Source organism: Rhizobium sp. 57MFTsu3.2 (genome assembly GCF_012932765.1).
GTDB lineage: Bacteria > Pseudomonadota > Alphaproteobacteria > Rhizobiales > Rhizobiaceae > Rhizobium > Rhizobium altiplani.
The window spans coordinates 74,917-92,237 of the sequence record NZ_JDWI01000017.1; the positions used below are offsets into that span (position 1 = coordinate 74,917).

Genomic DNA, 17,321 nt, shown 5'->3' on the forward strand with positions numbered 1-17,321 from the left:
ACAACCTGTTCGCCGACGATGTCTGCTTTGGAGCAACGGCAAAGCTTGCAGCAACGGACGCGTCAATCGTGGCAGGAGGCCGCAATTTTCCTGGCGGCAGCCTGGACAAGCCCGAGCCGTTTCAGCTCGAGGCGTGCGTCGGGAAGGGCGCGATGAGCCGGATTGACAGGTTCCGACTGGGCGATGACATCGGCGACGAAACCCGGAATATCGACGTTTGCGCTATCGGCGCCAAGGATGGCAGACGCCACCTCGATGAAGAGATCGTCTGATTTCCGAAGCCGCAATGCATGGCGTGGCTTTCCTCCACCCCGAAGCAGTGCGCTGAGCCACTTCCCGTCCCAGGAGGGCGAACTCGCATAAAGCTCGTGCCCCGAAAGCTCTGCCATCAATTCCCCCACGACGAGTTCGATGTCGCTTCCATCTTCCTGCAGGCGGTCGCGCGAAATACCGTGAATCTTTTCTGCATCTGCGGACCAGTCCGTCCATCCGGACTTCGGTTTGATCAGGAATGACCGCGAGCGCCCATCCTCGAAGACCCAGGCGATCTCGACGGGGTAGCTGTGCTTGCTGAGGGAGGAGGCTTCGAAGTCGAGGAATACGATCATCGCCAGTAGGTAGGGCGTGATGGAAATGGTCGCAATCCCGAGTCCGCTGTCGGAGCCCTTTCTCTTCGATCGGCAGATGGCTCGCCCTGCTCGAAGGCGTGCACGTCACTCACGACCATAGTTGGGGCACGTTAGCTCACCAGCAGTGTTTTTCGGTTTGCTGGTAGGGATGGGCAGCATTCTTGCGTGTCGCGTCCAGTGCCGGACTACCTATAGCCGAGTCGAAGCGGTTGGGCCCTGGCTGTCGCGGGGTTTGCCTAGCTGCTTGAGTTTGATGAGCTAGCATCGCACGATTTGAGCACAAGGCATCGATGGGTGCTTCGACCATCTCGGCGGTGCCGAAATCAAAACATCGTTTCTTGGCAACTCGCGATGCAGTTGAGTGTATTGCTGATTGTTAATAAAAGTATAAAGTGTATTGACTTCAAGTTGAATTTTCCGTTGCAAATCAATGCGCGATGAGCAACCCGTCAGACGTTATGCTCATTGGATAGACGGGCCTTTTCCACTTCCTCTAGCGGCAGAATGCCAAACGTGTGATGGACGGCCGGTTCATATTGGTTGTGAACTGCATCAACGCCCGCCGTGATCGCACTCCTCCATGACGGCCCTCGACCCCACGCCTCACGCAAAGCGGCAGCCAGTTCCCGACCATAGGCAGTTTCTTGCAGTGCCTCGAAAAGCATTCCGGCCTGGCGCAAGTCTTTGTCCTTCTTTGCCCGCCCACCGGCATCATTGAGGCGACGACCAGCGACAATCAGCTTATGGACCGCGAACCGCGACGGATCGGGCACAACGACTGAGACACCGGCACCATGCAGCAGGATCGTTCGGACCGGATCACGGATCAGGAAATCCATGTATCGGAGCGGTTCCGCCGCAGCTCCGCCGAGCGCGGGCATGTTCGCCGGTTGATCAGCGTATTCCTCCGATCCCCGGTTTGTCGTCAGGAACTCGACGCGGTAGCCGCTATCATTCCGGAAAGCATTAGAGCGGGGCGATCCGGATATGTGCGGGAGCGCCCGGAATGACGGATCGATCCCTTGCAGCAGTTCCACAACTGGCGGCATGGAATCTGCCACTTCTCCCGAGATCGCGTAATCTTGGGCAATGTCGGCATCACCCGTCAGGATCGCGGCCATTGGTAGGCGCACGCCAAGGTATGCCGCATAGCATTGAAAGGCGACCGTTCCCACCAAGACGCCACGAAGCCGGAAAAGACCGGCTGCAGCCAGCGCCTCGACGACCGCGCCCGTGAAACGATCCGGCGCGATCATACCGGCTTCGCGCGTCAGGGCTGATACCATTTTTCGCCGGTTCTGGTAATCGTCCTTTTCAGCCCTGAACGTTGCGACCCGAGCGGAGATTTCGGTATCGTCAGCAGGTCCGACATAACGCCGCTTTTGACCGCCCGCGCCGTCTGGTTCATCGAAATACCAGTATTTGCGATTATCGACTGTTACCGGGACGAAGCGACCCGTCGGAGGAAAGTCGGCCGACCATTGAGCATCGAACGTCCGCTGTTGGAGTTCCGCTACCATCGTGCGAAACATGAGGTCAATTTGCTTCATGAGATCGGCTCCTATACCAGTTCCACAAATCTAGTATAGCCAACTCGTTTGGGCAACCTGCATCGCCCAGCTGGCGGTCTATACTGTTTCCGCAAATCTAGTATAGTCGCCGTTTGGCCGCGCTGATGGACCTCGATCGGGTACTCAAGGATCGTGGCCGAACTCGCGGGTGCCGTCAAAGGCGATGTAGTCCTCATGGCCTACTCCCGGCCATGTCTCACGCCATTTGTATCGCGGCGCTGGGCCATTCTCCCCTTGGCCAAAGTGTCAACATTTGTCGTTCTTGTTCGTCGGCGGATTAGCGCTTCTTTCGGCGGCGTCCCCAAACAATTCGCCGTCAGTTCAAGAAAAATTCGTTGACCGTTTCAGCGAAATCAAGGGTTCCCTATTCTGTCAACTTATTAGCCCAAGATAACCGGTATCAAGTCCTCGGAGCTATGGATCCCAATGGGTTCGCGGCCCTTGGCGCACGAATTAATTGATGCAAATTAGCAACCTCTAATTTATAATCGTGCCTTGCGATGTTTGCGGCAGGGGGGGCGTCATGAAAATTGGCCGGAGCATGCTTGCGGGTGCGGGCTTCCTAGCCCTTGGTTGTGTCCCAGGATGGGCTTGGGCTCAACAGGTAACGGGTACGCCAGGGTCTCCCGGAGCCACCACCACCATTACCGGAAAACAACTTCCCTCGCCCGATCCGAATTTTGGCGGCGCAATAAAGCAGAAGGCGTCGGAATCGACACCATGGTGGGCCCCGCGCATCGTGCCACCAAAAGGGGCGCCCAACGTGCTGCTCATCATGACGGACGATCAGGGGTTCGGTGCACCGAGCACCTTTGGTGGGGTGATCCCTACGCCCGCGATGGATCGCATCGCGAAGGAAGGGCTGCGCTTCACGAATTTCCACTCCACGTCGCTCTGTTCGCCGACGAGGGCTGCGCTGATCACCGGACGCAACCATCATTCGGTCGGCTTCGGGGTCGTGGGTGAAATCGCGACGGGGTATCCCGGCTACGATTCCATTATCCCGATCGAGAAGGGCACCATCGGCACCATCCTGAAGGAAAACGGTTATGCCACGTCGTGGTTCGGCAAGAACCACAATACGCCGTCCTATCAGTCGAGCCAGGCGGGACCCTTCAACCAGTGGCCGAACGGCATGGGCTTCGACTACTTCTACGGCTTCGTCGGTGGCGATGCTAGCCAGTGGCAACCGAACCTGTATCGCAACACCACAGCCATCTACCCTTTCGAAGGCAATCCGGGCTGGAACCTCGAGACGGCAATGGCCGATGAAGCGATCGGATACATCAAGCAATTGAAGGAGATTGCCCCCGGTAAGCCATGGCTCGTCTACTACGTGCCGGGCGCAACCCACGCGCCTCATCATCCGACGCCAGAATGGATCAAGAAGATCAGTGACATGCATTTGTTCGACGACGGCTGGAACAAGGTGCGGGAGACGATCTTCGCCAACCAGAAGCGGCTCGGCATCATGCCTCAGGATGCCAGGCTGACCCCTTGGCCGGACGGCCTGCCGCAATGGGATTCCTTGAGTTTCGATGAGAAGAAGCTGTTCATCCGTCAAGCGGATATCTACGGCGCCTATCTTGCCTATGCCGACCACGAGATTGGGCGCGTCGTCCAGGCGGTCGATGACCTCGGCGAACTCGACAACACGTTGATCATCTATATCGGCGGCGACAATGGGGCGAGCGCGGAGGGCATGGTCAACGGCACTCCGAACGAGTTCACGACCTTCAACGGTGTCTCGGTGCCGGTCAAGGACCAGTTCCTCTGGTATCCCTTCTGGGGCTCGGAGCGAACCTTCCCGCACTATGCGGCCGGGTGGGCCTGGGCGATGGATACACCGTTCAAGTGGGTCAAGCAGGTGCCCTCGCATTTCGGGGGAACCTCGCAGGGCGTCGTCATGTCGTGGCCCGGCCATATCACCGACGCCGGCGGCGTGCGCCGTCAGTTCCACCACGTGATCGATATCGTGCCGACCATACTCGAGGCATCAGGCATTTCGGCGCCGGACATGATCAATGGCATTCCACAGAGTCCGATCGAGGGTGTCAGCATGGTCTACACCTGGGACAAGGCCAACGCGAATACTCCGACACGGCACGAGACCCAATATTTCGAGATGCTCGGCAACCGCGCCATCTATCACGACGGCTGGGTGGCGGCGACGACGCCGGCCACGCTGCCATGGGAACTCAGCACCAAGACGCCGCCTGATGTGATTACCGGCTACAACTGGGAACTCTACAATGTCGTCGATGATCCGACAGAGGCCAACGATCTGGCGTCAGCCTCGCCCGACAAGCTGAAACAGATGCAGGACCTCTTCTACTCCGAGGCAAAGAAGTACAACGTGCTGCCGCTCGACAACTCGACGCTTACCCGCTGGAATACGCCACGCCCGAACCTCACGGCCGGTCGAACGGAATTCAGCTATTCCGGAGAACTGAGCGGCGTGCCAGCGAGTGCGGCCCCCGACATCATGAACAAATCCTACACAATCACCGCCGATGTCGATATTCCCGAGGGCGGTGCGGAGGGCATGATCGTCACGGAAGGCGGCCGCTTCGGCGGCTACGGCCTGTTCCTGAGCAAGGGCGATTTCGGCGTTGGCCGGGGCAGGGTGGTCTTCCTCTACAACTTGCTCGACCTCAAGCGGACCATGTGGGAAGGCCCCGAACTGGAAGTAGGCAAACACCGGGTCACCTTTGACTACAAGGCGGACGGCACCAATCTCGGTACAGGCGGCATGGGCGTCCTCTCCGTCGACGGAAAGGAGGTGGCCCGCAACTCCCTGGAACATGGCATTCCGGTGACTTTTCCCGAGGACGAGACCTTCGACGTCGGCCTTGATACGCGCACAGGCGTGGCGCTCTTGGAATATCGCTACGACACACCATTCAAGTTCACCGGCAAGATCGACAAGCTGACCTTTGAGCTCGGGAGAAGCAACCAATGAGCCTCAAGCACACGATCATCACCCTTGGCATCACCCTTGGTGTAGCCGCGAACCTCGGCATTCTGACGTCGTCGACGTCGATCGCCGAGGATGCCATCACCGCGCCAGCGACGAAGTCCATTGGCACCTCGAGCACGCAGAAGACGGAACTGGTTCCGTCGCTTATCGTAATGAACTCCGATGGTGCGACCTTAAAGGGCGACACGCTGACGCTGACGAGCATTTCCAACAACTCGATCCTGTTCGCCGACCGACCGGTGCGCTCCGCCGGACATGCGCTGACCACGCACTTGCTGGAAGAGTGGGCTCAGGGCGGAAGCTTCGAGAAGGATCCGCCAAACGCCACCGTCTCGGTGCTGAACAAGGACGCGTCGAGCGTTGAGGACGCCGTCGTCGTCTTGAAGGAACCGAAGCTCGAGGGCGCGAACCTGACGTTCAAAGTGGATATACTGGAGGGCAGCCTCGCCAAGGCAGATGGCCCGGCATCGATTTTCATCGACATTATTGGCATGCCGAGGACCCCGCGATCGTTTGCGGGTGTGGCACGACGAACTGCTTATCGGGGAGCATGGTACGGAGCGGCTGCCGCTGGTGCGGCCGCGGCCGCCTACGACCGTCCCTATTACCGGCCCTACTACCCGCCGCCAGCCTGCGGATACTATCCGCTGCCACCGTGCTAGTGTTGCCACGTCCTCGTGACCCAGCTGTCCGAGAGGAGGATCGGCGTGATGAACAGGGCACTGGCTGTCGCGGCCATCGGTGAAATTGTGACTGGCCTGGCGCTGGTCGCCATTCCCGCGCTCGTCGGTGAACTTCTGCTTGGGGAGGCCCTGGTCGGCGTGGCGGCGGCCGCCGCGCGTGTCGCCGGCATCGCGCTGATCGGACTGGGGATCGCCTGTTGGCGGAGCAAACCCCTTGAGGGCATGCTCTCTTACAGTATCCTTGTGACCTTCTATCTCGCCTATCTCGGTTTAGCTCACGGAATGACCGGTATTCTGCTTTGGCCAGCTGTGGTCCTGCATGCTGTCCTTTCGCTTTTGCTGGCACGTATCTGGTGGGGCGGTGCGATCAAGTGAGTTTCGCCGCGACAGTCTGGCCAAGCGGTATTTGAATGCGACCATCTCGACCCACGGTCGTGGCGGGTTCGGCTCAGTCGGCATGTTTACAGTCGCATATGTCCGTTTCTTCAAGCAAATTCTCGACCGGCTACTCAAGGATTGATCGAGCGAGCGGACACCAGTACGCCCGTGTTATTGTAGATAAACTCGGCCCTTCGGTTATTGTCCCGCTCCAACATGAACCAATCCAATGTTTCGACCTGGAAGGTCAGTATTCCGAAAACCGCTTTCCCGGTGGTGTCGCCTGATGCAGCCATGGGCACTTGTGTGTCATTGCCCAATGCGTCTCCGGGCGGTCCACCTGTATAGGTTCTACGGGTCCACTCCGACAGCTTTGTCCAAGCCTCCTCTGCCTGCTCACTGAAAGGTCCATGAAGCGTCGCCGTCCCCTTTAGACGAAGCTGCAATCTGGTTCGGCTGCAGAATCCAAGAACCGTGACACAGGCATTTGATTTTATCTCGCTCCACTTTCGGCTTCGAATGTCGGTATGGAACTCCAAGAGGCGGCCACGTCTGTCTGCCTTTCGCAGCACGACCATGCGTGCTTGCGGCCGCAACGATGTGTCGACCGAACACAGGCTCACCTGCCTGAAACTTGACTCTGGACTGAGGGCACCTTTCTCAAGTTCGCTCCACGCCGATGCTTCCACCTCGAGCAGGCTTGCTTCTTCTTCGATATCCAAATTATTGGCTCCTGCCAGAACCTTGGGGGCTCATGCTCGCTCTATCCTTTAATAGCGCGCCTGTGATCCGAGAAGAAAACAGTTCTTCGCGTGATTGTCGGTAGAAAAATTATGTCTTCGAAGACGCGCCTCAATGGCTTTTGAGATCGTGGCCGGCAGACAGTTCGTAATGGAACTGTCATAAATGGCGCGAGCTGATTCGACATGACCGAGATCACCGGCGCTCTTTTTGTCAGGACGCAACATATTGATGACAACTCCACTCCGACCGGCGCTTGGCAGCTCCCCTGAAGATACGGTCGAACAGGCAGGCGCACTGTGCTTTCGCCAGGTTGAGTCTGGTGGCGAGCCTGAGGTCTTGCTTATTTCCAGCCGTCGTACCGGAGACTGGGGTATTCCCAAAGGGCACATGGAATCTGGGGAGACTGCATCCGAGGGTGCCGTGCGCGAAGCTTTTGAGGAGGCAGGCGTTCGTGGCATCGTGACGAGAGATCCGGTTGGATCCTTCAGTTACCAAAAATCCGGAACCTCTTCGATCTTTCGTGTTCGCTTGTATCGCATTCGCGTTACCACGACCTTCGACGATTTTCCCGAGAAGGGTCAACGCATCCTACGTTGGCTACCCGCATCGATTGCGGCGAATGAGGTTGCCCATCCGGACTTGCGCCGTCTGATTTCGATCGCCCTTTCTGTCACTGACTGCCACACCAAAGTTTAGGAGCCTTGTTTCGGCGGGTAATGCAAAGCTGTTCAAAGCCCCCAGATGACAGCCTCTTCATGGCGCTTGATGAGGTGGCGGAGATCCTGAAAGCCGGTTCGGATGAAGGAGGCGAATTGTTCGACGGCGGGCGTCCTTGGGGCGTCCGTCCTCTTCAGGATCGCCAGCGCCCGCTCCGGGTGGGGAATGTTCACGGGCAGGGCAGTGATCGTCTTTTCCTTGCGTTGCGCGAAAACGACGCTGTGCGGCATCACGGTCAGCGCATCTGCCGATTTCAGATAGTTGATCACTGCCATAAGCGACCCGCCTGAATAGCGGATCTTGATCTCGGTCGCGCCGAAGGAGAGCAGCAGCGCGCGAAGGTCCGTCATCAGTGGACTTCCGGGCGGCGGGGCGACCCAGGGATAATCAAGCAGATGGCTCGGCTGCGGCCGGCGTTTCAAGAGCAGCGGATGCGTCACGCGGCAGGCAATGACGTTGCGGCCGGGCAGGATTTGCTGGAATTCCAGCCCGGAGCCCTCGTCGAGAATGTCGATCGGGCAGATGGCAAGGTCGATCTGGTCGGCTTTCAATGCGGCGCGCAGATCTGGGAAATAGCCGTAGCTTTGATCTATGCGCACATCGGGATGGTGTGCCTGGAATTCTGCGCAGAGCCCGGCGATCAGGGCATCCATGAAGAACGGCGTACCGCCGACGCGCACGACGCCGCTCTTGCCAACTCGGAAGCTTTCAAGGAGATCGGAAGCCTTGCGGGAGGCGGCCAGCATGACGAAGCCATGCTCTGCCAGTGCCAGGCCGAAGGGCGTCGGCTGCAGCGGTCGCCGGCCTTTGATGAACAGCGGTTCGCCGACGCGTTTTTCCAGCATGGAAAGTGTGCGCGATACGGCTGGCTGGGCGAGCCCGAGCAGGGCCGCGCCCTCCGTCACGCCGCCAGTCTTGACGACGGCAGCAAGCTGGATCAGGTGACGTTCATCGATCTTCATAACGATCTGTTATATTGAGCTGAAGCAAAATCATCAATCCATCCGCTTCCGGTTGTTATGATGGATTTATCAGACGGCGGAATGGGGAGGTGGAGCATGTCGTTGGGTGCCAAAGCGCTCACATTCAGCGAAGCGACATCGTCGGAAGCCTTCGCCGAGCGTTTTTCTACTGGTCCAGACAGCAATCTGCCGCGGCTGATCGCTGCCGCCGTAACCCATGTGCACGATCTCATCAAACAGTTCCGCCCGACCCAGGACGAGTGGCGCAAGGTCATCACCTTCCTGACGGAGGTCGGGCACGCGTCGGATGAGCGCCGCCAGGAATGGGTGCTGCTCTCCGACCTCATCGGCGCCTCCGCGCTGGTGGAAGAGATCAACACCCGCCGGCCGAAAGGCGCAACGCCGAACACCATTCGCGGCCCATTCTTTCGCAACGACACACCGGAGCGCGCCTGCGGATCCTCCATCTCGCTCGATGGCATCGGGGAGCCGCTCGCCGTCTCGGTACGGGTGAATGATCTCGATGGGCTGCCGATCGGCGGCGCCGAGGTCGTGACCTGGCAGGCCAATTCCGAGGGATTTTACGAGAACCAGCAGCCCGACCTTCAGCCCGAACACAATCTACGCGGCCTGTTCCACACGGATGCGCAGGGCCACTTTGACTACCGTTCTGTCGTGCCCTCGGGCTACGGTGTACCGGATGATGGTCCGGTCGGGAGACTTTTTGCCGATACCGGCTATCCGCTGCGCCGCCCGGCGCACCTGCATTTTGTCATCCGCGCCAAGGGATTCGAGACGATCACCACCCATATTTATGATGCCAGCGACCCGCATCTTTCCGAGGATGCGCTGTTCGGCGTGCGGCCGGAACTTGTTTCCCGTTTCGAGCCCGCCGACGTCGATGGTAGGCACGGCAAGGCCGCAGACCTCACCTTTGTCATGGTTCGCGCCAAGCCGGGGAGGGTGTCATGACCCAACCCTTTTCCTATGCCGGCAGCCCGGCCCGCATCATCTTTGGTGAAGGCGCGAGAAGCCAGGTGGGCCAGTGGATCGAGAAAACCGGCTGCAGGCGGGCACTCATTCTCTCGACCCCGCAACAGAGGGCGGATGCCGAGGCTCTGGCCCGTGAGATCGGCAACCTTGCCTGCGGCGTGTTTTCGGGTGCCACCATGCACACTCCGGTCGATGTGACGGAAGCAGCGGTGAAGGTGGCGGCTGAGACGCTGGCGGATTGTGTCGTCTCTCTCGGTGGCGGATCCACCACCGGCCTCGGCAAGGCGATCGCCTATCGAACCGACCTTCCGCAGATCGTCGTACCGACCACCTACGCCGGTTCGGAGGTCACGCCGATCCTCGGCCAGACGGAAGCCGGCCGCAAGACGACGATACGCGATGCGAAAATCCTGCCGGAGGTCGTCATTTACGATCCGGCACTGACCCTCGGCCTGCCGGTCGCCATGAGCATCACCAGCGGGCTCAATGCCATGGCCCATGCAATGGAAGGACTTTATGCGCAGGACCGCAATCCGATCTCGACGCTGATGGCGCTGGAGGGCCTGCGCGCCCTTGCCCGCAGCTTGCCGGAGATCGTCAACGCACCTCGCGATGTAAAAGCCCGCAGCGACGCGCTCTATGGTGCCTGGCTCTGCGGCACGGTGCTTGGCACGGTCGGCATGGCGCTGCACCACAAGATCTGCCACACGCTCGGCGGCTCGTTCGATACGCCGCATGCAGAAACCCACGCGGTCATGCTGCCACATACAGTCGCCTTCAACGCCACTGCAGCCGCTTTGGAACTTGCCCCAGCTGCGGAGATTTTCGGCGGATCGATCGGTGGCGGGCTCTGGGATTTCGCAAAGGCGATCGGTGCGCCGTTGTCCTTGAAGGAACTCGGGTTGAGCGCGGCCGATCTTGATCGCGCCGCGTCAATTGCGGTCGAAAATCCCTACTGGAATCCACGGCCGATCGACAAGACGTCGATCCGGGCCTTGTTGCAGGACGCCTTCGAGGGGAGGCGGCCGACAGAGTGATATTTGCATGCCGCTTTGCGCGCTCTTTGGGAGGAGAGGACAATGGGAGGAAGCATGTTTACCAGACGCGATTTTCTGAAGACGACGGCCGCCGGCGGGGCCGTTCTCGCCACATCGGGCCTTGCCGCCCCGGCGATCGCCCAGAACGTTGCGATCAAGCTCGGCTATGTCAGCCCGCAGACCGGCCCGCTCGCCGCCTTCGGCGAAGCCGACAAGTTCGTCATAGATGCCTTCCTGGCAACGACCAAGGGTATGGGCCTCAATTACGAGGTGGTGGTAAAGGACAGCCAGTCCAACCCCAACCGTGCGGCGGAAGTGGCAAAGGAACTGATCGTCGACACCGAGATCAACCTCATGCTGGTCTCCTCGACCCCGGAAACGACAAACCCGGTCTCGACCACTTGCGAGGCCGAGGAGATGCCCTGCATCTCGACCGTCGCGCCCTGGCAGCCCTGGTTCATCGGCCAGCAGGGCAATCCCGGCGACCCGGCCTCATGGAAGCCGTTCAACTATGCCTACCACTTCTTCTGGGGGCTCGAGGATATCATCGCCGTCTTCACCGGCATGTGGGGCCAGATAGAGACCAACAAGAAGGTCGGCGGCCTCTTCCCGAACGATGGCGACGGCAATGCCTGGGGCGACAAGGTGGTAGGCTTCCCGCCCGTCTTGGAAAAGCTCGGCTATGGGCTGACCGATACCGGCCGCTACCAGAACCTAACGGACGATTTTTCCGCACAGATCAATGCCTTCAAGCAGGCCGGAACCGATATCCTGACCGGCGTGATGATCCCGCCTGATCTCACCACTTTCTGGAACCAGGCCAAGCAGCAGGGCCTGAAGCCGAAGATCGCTTCGATCGGCAAGGCGCTTCTCTTCCCGCAAACGGTGGAGGCGCTGGGCGATGCCGGTCACAACCTGTCGACCGAAGTCTGGTGGACGCCGAGCCATCCGTTCAAGTCGTCGCTGACGGGCGAAACGGCTGCGACCGTTGCAGAGGCCTTCACCAAGGCGACGGGACGTCCCTGGACGCAGCCGATCGGCTTTGCCCACGCCCTGTTCGAGCTAGCGGTCGATGTGATGAAGCGCGCCGAGGACGTGGGCGATGGCGGTGCGGTGGCCAAGGCCATCGGCGAGACCAAGCTCGATACACTCGTTGGTCCAGTTGCCTGGGGCAGCGACAAGCTGCCGCCTTTTGTCCAGAAGAATATTGCCAAGACGCCGCTGGTCGGCGGCCAGTGGCGACTGAAATCGGGCGGCGGGTATGATCTCGTGGTTGTCGAAAACAGCCTGGCGCCGAATGTGCCGCTGGGCGGCAAGCTGGAGGCATTGGCCTAGGCTCTTCTCGGGGAGGAGGGGAACCGGAATTTTTGGATTTGCTCTTGCCTCTCCCCGCGCGGGGAGAGGTGGCCCGTCAGGCCGGATAAGGGGTTTTCCCGGAAAGCCACATAAAGAACCGAGAACGTGATGCCCATACTCGAACTCAACGCTGTATCAAAATCCTTCGGCGCGCTCGTCGTTGCCGAAAACATCGGCTTTTGCGTGGAGCCGGGCGAGGCGCTCGGCGTCATTGGGCCGAATGGCGCCGGCAAATCGACCCTCTTCAATCTGATCAGCGGCAATCTTTCCGTCGCGACCGGCTCCATCCACTTCGATGGCCGTGACGTCACCCGTCAGCCCCCGATGCAGCGCTGCCTGGCCGGCATGGGCCGTACTTTCCAGATCCCGCAGCCTTTCGATCAGTTGACTGTTTATGAAAACCTTCTTGTCGCTGGCGCTTTTGGTGCGCAGGCGAGGGAAAGCGAGGTCGCCGGTCTTTGCGCTGATATTCTCGTGGAAACGGGTCTGATTGCCAAGGCCAACATGCCCGCGGGCTCGCTTACCCTCCTTGAACGCAAGCGGCTTGAGCTTGCCCGCGCGCTCGCCACAAAGCCGAAGCTTTTGCTGCTCGATGAAATCGCCGGCGGGCTGACCGAGGGCGAATGCCGCCAGCTGGTTGCCACCATCAAGCGCGTGCATCAGCGCGGCATCGCCGTCATCTGGATCGAGCATGTGCTGCACGCCTTGACCGCAGTCGCCGAGCGCATCCTCGTGTTGAATTTTGGCCGGGTGATCGGGGTCGGCGATCCGGAGACGATCATGGCCTCCAGCGAAGTACGCGAAATCTATCTGGGAATGGAGGTCTGATGCCAAGCCTCGTCGAAACCCGAGCCCTCACTGCCTTCTATGGCGATTTCCAGGCAATCTTCGGCGTCGATATCAGGCTCGACGCCGGTGAGACCGTCGCCGTGATCGGCGCAAACGGCGCCGGTAAATCGACCCTGATGCGCTCGATCGCGGGCATCATCACAAATCGCGCCGAGATGATCCTGCATCGCGGCGAACCGATCGGCGCGCTTGCCGCCCCCGATATCGTGCGCCGCGGCATCGCGCTGGTGCCGGAAGGGCGAAAGCTGTTTTCCTCTCTCACCGTCGAGGAAAACCTGCAGGTCGGCGCTTACGGCCGCTCGGTGGACGGTCCCTGGACCCTCGACAGCATCTACCGGCTTTTTCCAATCCTGAAAGAGCGCCGCCGCAATCCCGCGACCGCGTTGTCTGGCGGCCAGCAGCAGATGGTGGCAATCGGCCGGGCGCTGATGTCGAACCCGGATATCCTGCTTTGCGACGAGCTGAGCCTCGGTCTTGCGCCCGTCGTCATCAAGGATATCTACGCCGCCTTCTCCAAGATTAGTGCCGCGGGCGCTGCCATCATCATCGTCGAGCAGGATATCGCCCAGGCGTTGAAGGTTGCCGACCGCGTCTATTGCATGATGGAGGGCCGCGTTACGCTGTGCGGTCAACCTGCGGAGTTCGATCGCGCCGATATCCATGCGGCCTATTTCGGAGCAGAGCCCAATGAGCTTCATTGATACGCTTCTGCAGGGTGTGCTGCTCGGTGGCCTCTATGCCCTTTTTGCCGCGGGCCTGAGCCTTGTCTTCGGCATTATGCGCCTTGTCAATCTGGCCCACGGCGACCTTATCGTGCTCGCGGCCTTCCTCATCCTTGTGATCGTCTCCACGCTCGGGCTCGATCCCTTCGTCGCCGCCGTTGTTGCAGCCCCGCTGATGTTCGCCCTTGGCTGGGTGCTGCAATATCACCTGCTGAACCGCACGCTGGGCAAGGATATCCTGCCGCCGCTGCTCGTCACCTTCGGCCTGTCGATCGTCATCCAGAACGGCCTCCTGGAAGGGTTCACCGCCGATAGCCGCCGCATCTCGGCCGGTGCGCTGGAAACGGCGTCTGTCAGTCTCGGCAACATCAGTGCCGGTGTGATGCCGCTGATCACCTTCGCGTCCGCGATATTGGTTATTGTCGCGCTCAACCAGCTGATCTATCGCACAGCGCTTGGCCGCGCTTTCCGCGCCACCTCCGATGACGTAGTGACCGCAAGTCTCATGGGTATCCGGCCGAACTCGATCTTCGCCATCGCCACCGGGCTTGCGATGGTGATCGTTACGATCGCGGCGCTCTATCTCGGCACGCGCGCGAATTTTGACCCGACGGCGGGGCCGGCGCGGCTAATCTACGCCTTCGAGGCTGTCATCATCGGCGGGCTTGGGTCACTCTGGGGCACGCTTGCCGGTGGCATCATCCTCGGTGTCGCTCAGACCGTCGGCGCGGCTATCAATCCGGAATGGCAGATCCTTGTCGGGCATATCGCCTTCCTTCTCGTGCTTCTCTTCCGGCCGCGCGGCCTGTTTCCCCGAGCAGCGGACTGAGACGCCATGACCCCAGGTCTTGAAACGATGACGACCGAGATCGAAGCGCCCGCGGGCTGGCGGGTGGAAACGCGCACGCGGCTTTCCACCATATTCGCCGCCATTTCCCTCGTCGCGGTCCTGGCGCTGACGGCGGCTCCCTTCCTTGTCTCGCGCGGGGTGATTCAGGATCTGTTCTTCATTCTCACCATGCTGGCGCTGGCGCAGAATTGGAACCTGCTTGCCGGCTATGCGGGTCTGATCTCCGTCGGTCAGCAGCTCTTTGTCGGGTGTGGTGCCTATGCTCTGTTCGGCCTGGTGATCCTTGCGGGTCTCGATCCCATCCTCGCCATCCCGCTTGCCGGTCTCTTCGCCATGATCATCGCCGTACCCACGGCCTTCTTCGCCTTTCGGCTTTATGGTCCCTATTTTGCGATAGGCACCTGGGTCATCGCAGAAGTCGGGCGGCTGCTTTTTGCGCAGTGGAAGATGCTCGGCGGCGGCACTGGCACCTCGCTGCCACGCGAAGCGACACGGGAGATGCTCGGCATCTCGCTGCTTCAGGACTGGTTCGGCATGCGCGCTTCCGCGGCTGCCGACGCGCTAGCATACTGGTTGGCGTTGGCGCTCGCGGCGCTGACGATCGCCTTCGTTTACAAGTTGCTGCGCTCCAAGCAGGGCCTCGGGCTCGCGGCCGTGCGCGACAACGAAACGGCGGCCCGAGCGCTCGGCGTCGATGCGCGGAAGCTCAAGACTGCGATCTACCTGCTGACGGCGTTTCTCACCGGCATCGTCGGCGCGCTCATCTACCTGCAGAAGGCGCGGATTTCGCCCGATGCCGCCTTCTCGCTCACCGATTGGACGGCCTATGTCGTCTTCATCGTTGTTATCGGCGGCATCGGCACGATCGAAGGTCCGATCCTCGGCGTCATCATCTTCTTTCTGCTGCAGAATGCCTTTTCGAACTACGGCTCCTGGTATCTGATGGCGCTTGGTGGGCTGGCCATCGTCACCATGCTTTTTGCGCCCAGGGGGCTCTGGGGGCTGATCTGCGACCGCACCGGTTGGGAACTCTTTCCGGTCCGCCGCCTGCTGAAGGGCGGACCACTCAGACAGGATGACAAGGGAGGGCCGAATGGCTGACATCACCACCGACGTTTTGATCATTGGAACGGGACCCGCGGGCTCGGCGACAGCCGCGCTGCTTGCTAGCTATGGGCTCGAGCCGCTGGTGATCAACCGCTACCGCTGGCTGGCAAACACGCCGCGCGCGCACATCACCAACCAGCGCACCATGGAGGTTCTCCGTGATCTCGGCCGCGACGTGGAAGACGAGGCCTACATGTTCGCGACCGAGCAGGATCTGATGGGCCAGAACGTGTTCTGCACCGCCGTTGCGGGGGAGGAGATTGGCCGCATGCAGAGCTGGGGCAACCATCCGCTCTCGCGTGCCGAGCATATCCTGTCCTCGCCCGGGCGCATGAACGACCTGCCGCAGACCTATATGGAGCCGCTGCTCTTCAAGACGGCCTGTTCGCGTGGCGCGCAGTCGCGCATGTCAACCCAGTATCTGAACCATGTGCAGGATACCGAGGGCGTCACCACCACCTGTCTCGACCGGTTGACCGGCAAGGAAATCACCATCCGCTCAAAATTCCTGATCGGTGCCGATGGCGGCAACTCCAAGGTCGCCGAACATGCGGGTCTTTCATTCGAAGGAAAGATGGGGGTCGCCGGCTCGATGAACATCCTGTTCGAGGCCGATCTTTCCCGCCATGTCGCCCATCGTCCCTCGGTACTTTACTGGGTGCTGCAGCCGGGCGCGGATGTCGGCGGCATCGGCATGGGGCTCGTGCGCATGGTGCGGCCGTGGAACGAATGGCTGATCGTCTGGGGTTATGACATCAACCAGCCGGCGCCTGAGGTCGACGAGGCCTTCGCGACCAAAGTTGTGCGCGAGCTGACGGGCGTTGCCGACCTCCAGCCTAAGATCAAGTCGGTCTCCACCTGGACGGTCAACAACATGTATGCGACGACGCTTTCGAATGGCCGTGTCTTCTGCATGGGCGATGCCGCCCATCGCCATCCGCCGTCGAATGGTCTCGGTTCCAACACCTCGATCCAGGATGGTTTCAACCTCGCCTGGAAGCTCGCCATGGTGATCAAGGGGCAGGCCGGAATGGGACTGCTCGACAGCTATCAGGCGGAGCGTGCGCCGGTCGCCAGGCAGATCGTCACCCGCGCCAACAAGTCGATTGAGGAATTCGGTCCAATCTTCAAGGCGCTCGGCCTGCTCGATTCCGTCGATCCGGTGAAGATGCAGCAAAACATGGATGCGCGCTGCGACGATACCGCCGATGCCGAGCGCCAGCGCGCCGCAATCCGCGAGGCAATCGCCTACAAGGTCTATGAATTCGATGCCCATGGTGTCGAGATGAACCACCGCTATGACTCGACTGCTGTCGTCAAGGATGGCCAACCGGAACCGGCCTTCGGGAGGGACGCCGAGTTGCATTTCCAGCAGACGACATGGCCCGGCGCCCGGTTGCCACATGCCTGGCTGTTTGGTGCCGATGGTGGCAAGGTGTCGAGCCTTGATCTCACCGGCCACGGCGTCTTCACCATCCTGACCGGCATCGGCGGCGATGGCTGGGTGGCGGCGGCAAAGGCATTGTCGAAGGAATTCGGCCTGCCGATCACCGTTCACAAGATAGGCCCACGGCAGGCATGGCAGGATCTGACTGGTGACTGGGCCCGCATCCGCGAGGTCCGCGATTCCGGTGCTGTGTTCGTGCGGCCGGATCACCATGTTGCCTGGCGCGCAGATGCGGCGGTCGCCGATCCCGAAGGCGCCCTGCGCCGCGTGTTGAAGACCATCCTGGATCGGTGAGG

General features: G+C 60.5%; 16 protein-coding genes. 12 read left to right on the forward strand and 4 right to left on the reverse strand.

Annotation, left to right across the window (positions count from 1 at the left end; genetic code table 11):
- Nucleotides 1–62 precede the first annotated feature (62 nt).
- Nucleotides 63–608 carry a transcriptional regulator gene (locus AF71_RS18400; RefSeq protein WP_169682464.1) on the reverse strand — a complete coding sequence of 182 codons (546 nt, stop codon included), beginning with the start codon at nt 606–608 and terminating at the stop codon, nt 63–65.
- 470 nt (nt 609–1,078) lie between these two features.
- A complete protein-coding gene (locus AF71_RS18405) occupies nt 1,079–2,179 on the reverse strand; it encodes a GSU2403 family nucleotidyltransferase fold protein (protein ID WP_169682466.1) in 1,101 nt (366 codons plus the stop codon).
- Nucleotides 2,180–2,723: 544 nt separating this feature from the next.
- On the opposite strand from AF71_RS18405, the gene AF71_RS18410 reads away from it, so the two are divergent.
- The 3 genes from AF71_RS18410 to AF71_RS18420 are packed head-to-tail and all read left to right on the forward strand — an operon-like array spanning nt 2,724 to nt 6,238.
- Nucleotides 2,724–5,162 (forward strand): arylsulfatase, encoded by a 2,439-nt coding sequence (locus tag AF71_RS18410; RefSeq protein ID WP_169682468.1) that lies wholly within the window; start codon nt 2,724–2,726, stop codon nt 5,160–5,162.
- Nucleotides 5,159–5,842 carry a hypothetical protein gene (locus AF71_RS18415; RefSeq protein WP_169682470.1) on the forward strand — a complete coding sequence of 228 codons (684 nt, stop codon included), beginning with the start codon at nt 5,159–5,161 and terminating at the stop codon, nt 5,840–5,842. The genes AF71_RS18410 and AF71_RS18415 overlap by 4 nt, the downstream gene beginning before the upstream one ends.
- 48 nt (nt 5,843–5,890) lie before the next feature.
- A complete protein-coding gene (locus AF71_RS18420; protein WP_169682472.1) occupies nt 5,891–6,238 on the forward strand; it encodes a hypothetical protein in 348 nt (115 codons plus the stop codon).
- A 134-nt stretch (nt 6,239–6,372) separates the two neighbouring features.
- Here AF71_RS18420 and AF71_RS18425 read toward each other — a convergent pair whose 3' ends face one another.
- Nucleotides 6,373–6,963: a pyridoxamine 5'-phosphate oxidase family protein gene (locus tag AF71_RS18425; protein ID WP_169682474.1), complete on the reverse strand. Its 591-nt coding sequence runs from the start codon at nt 6,961–6,963 to the stop codon at nt 6,373–6,375.
- 250 nt (nt 6,964–7,213) lie between these two features.
- Between AF71_RS18425 and AF71_RS18430 the strand changes: the two genes are divergently transcribed.
- Nucleotides 7,214–7,681, forward strand: coding sequence for an NUDIX hydrolase (locus tag AF71_RS18430; RefSeq protein ID WP_169682477.1), 468 nt, complete (start codon nt 7,214–7,216; stop codon nt 7,679–7,681).
- 32 nt (nt 7,682–7,713) lie between these two features.
- Here AF71_RS18430 and AF71_RS18435 read toward each other — a convergent pair whose 3' ends face one another.
- Entirely contained in the window at nt 7,714–8,664 is a 951-nt protein-coding gene (locus AF71_RS18435; protein WP_169682479.1) for a LysR family transcriptional regulator, read from the reverse strand.
- A 96-nt stretch (nt 8,665–8,760) separates the two neighbouring features.
- Here AF71_RS18435 and AF71_RS18440 point away from each other — a divergent pair, with 96 nt between their 5' ends.
- The 8 genes from AF71_RS18440 to AF71_RS18475 all read left to right on the forward strand — a co-directional run bounded on the left by AF71_RS18440 (nt 8,761) and on the right by AF71_RS18475 (nt 17,319).
- Nucleotides 8,761–9,636: a dioxygenase gene (locus AF71_RS18440; RefSeq protein WP_169682481.1), complete on the forward strand. Its 876-nt coding sequence runs from the start codon at nt 8,761–8,763 to the stop codon at nt 9,634–9,636.
- Complete coding sequence (locus tag AF71_RS18445; RefSeq protein ID WP_169682483.1) at nt 9,633–10,694, forward strand: maleylacetate reductase; 1,062 nt, start codon at nt 9,633–9,635, stop codon at nt 10,692–10,694. The genes AF71_RS18440 and AF71_RS18445 overlap by 4 nt, the downstream gene beginning before the upstream one ends.
- Nucleotides 10,695–10,748: 54 nt before the next feature.
- Nucleotides 10,749–12,029, forward strand: a complete 1,281-nt coding sequence (locus tag AF71_RS18450; RefSeq protein ID WP_169682485.1) for an ABC transporter substrate-binding protein — start codon at nt 10,749–10,751, stop codon at nt 12,027–12,029.
- A 129-nt stretch (nt 12,030–12,158) separates the two neighbouring features.
- A complete protein-coding gene (locus tag AF71_RS18455; RefSeq protein WP_169682487.1) occupies nt 12,159–12,878 on the forward strand; it encodes an ABC transporter ATP-binding protein in 720 nt (239 codons plus the stop codon).
- On the forward strand, nt 12,878–13,600 hold the full coding sequence (locus tag AF71_RS18460; protein ID WP_169682489.1) for an ABC transporter ATP-binding protein: 723 nt from the start codon (nt 12,878–12,880) through the stop codon (nt 13,598–13,600). The genes AF71_RS18455 and AF71_RS18460 overlap by 1 nt, the downstream gene beginning before the upstream one ends.
- The gene (locus AF71_RS18465; protein WP_169682491.1) at nt 13,587–14,450 is read left to right on the forward strand and encodes a branched-chain amino acid ABC transporter permease; all 864 of its coding nucleotides are present in this window, start codon (nt 13,587–13,589) and stop codon (nt 14,448–14,450) included. Before AF71_RS18460 ends, AF71_RS18465 begins: the two co-directional genes overlap by 14 nt.
- A 6-nt stretch (nt 14,451–14,456) precedes the next feature.
- Nucleotides 14,457–15,572, forward strand: a complete 1,116-nt coding sequence (locus AF71_RS18470; protein ID WP_169682493.1) for a branched-chain amino acid ABC transporter permease — start codon at nt 14,457–14,459, stop codon at nt 15,570–15,572.
- Entirely contained in the window at nt 15,565–17,319 is a 1,755-nt protein-coding gene (locus AF71_RS18475; protein WP_169682495.1) for an FAD-dependent monooxygenase, read from the forward strand. The genes AF71_RS18470 and AF71_RS18475 overlap by 8 nt, the downstream gene beginning before the upstream one ends.
- Nucleotides 17,320–17,321 lie beyond the last annotated feature (2 nt).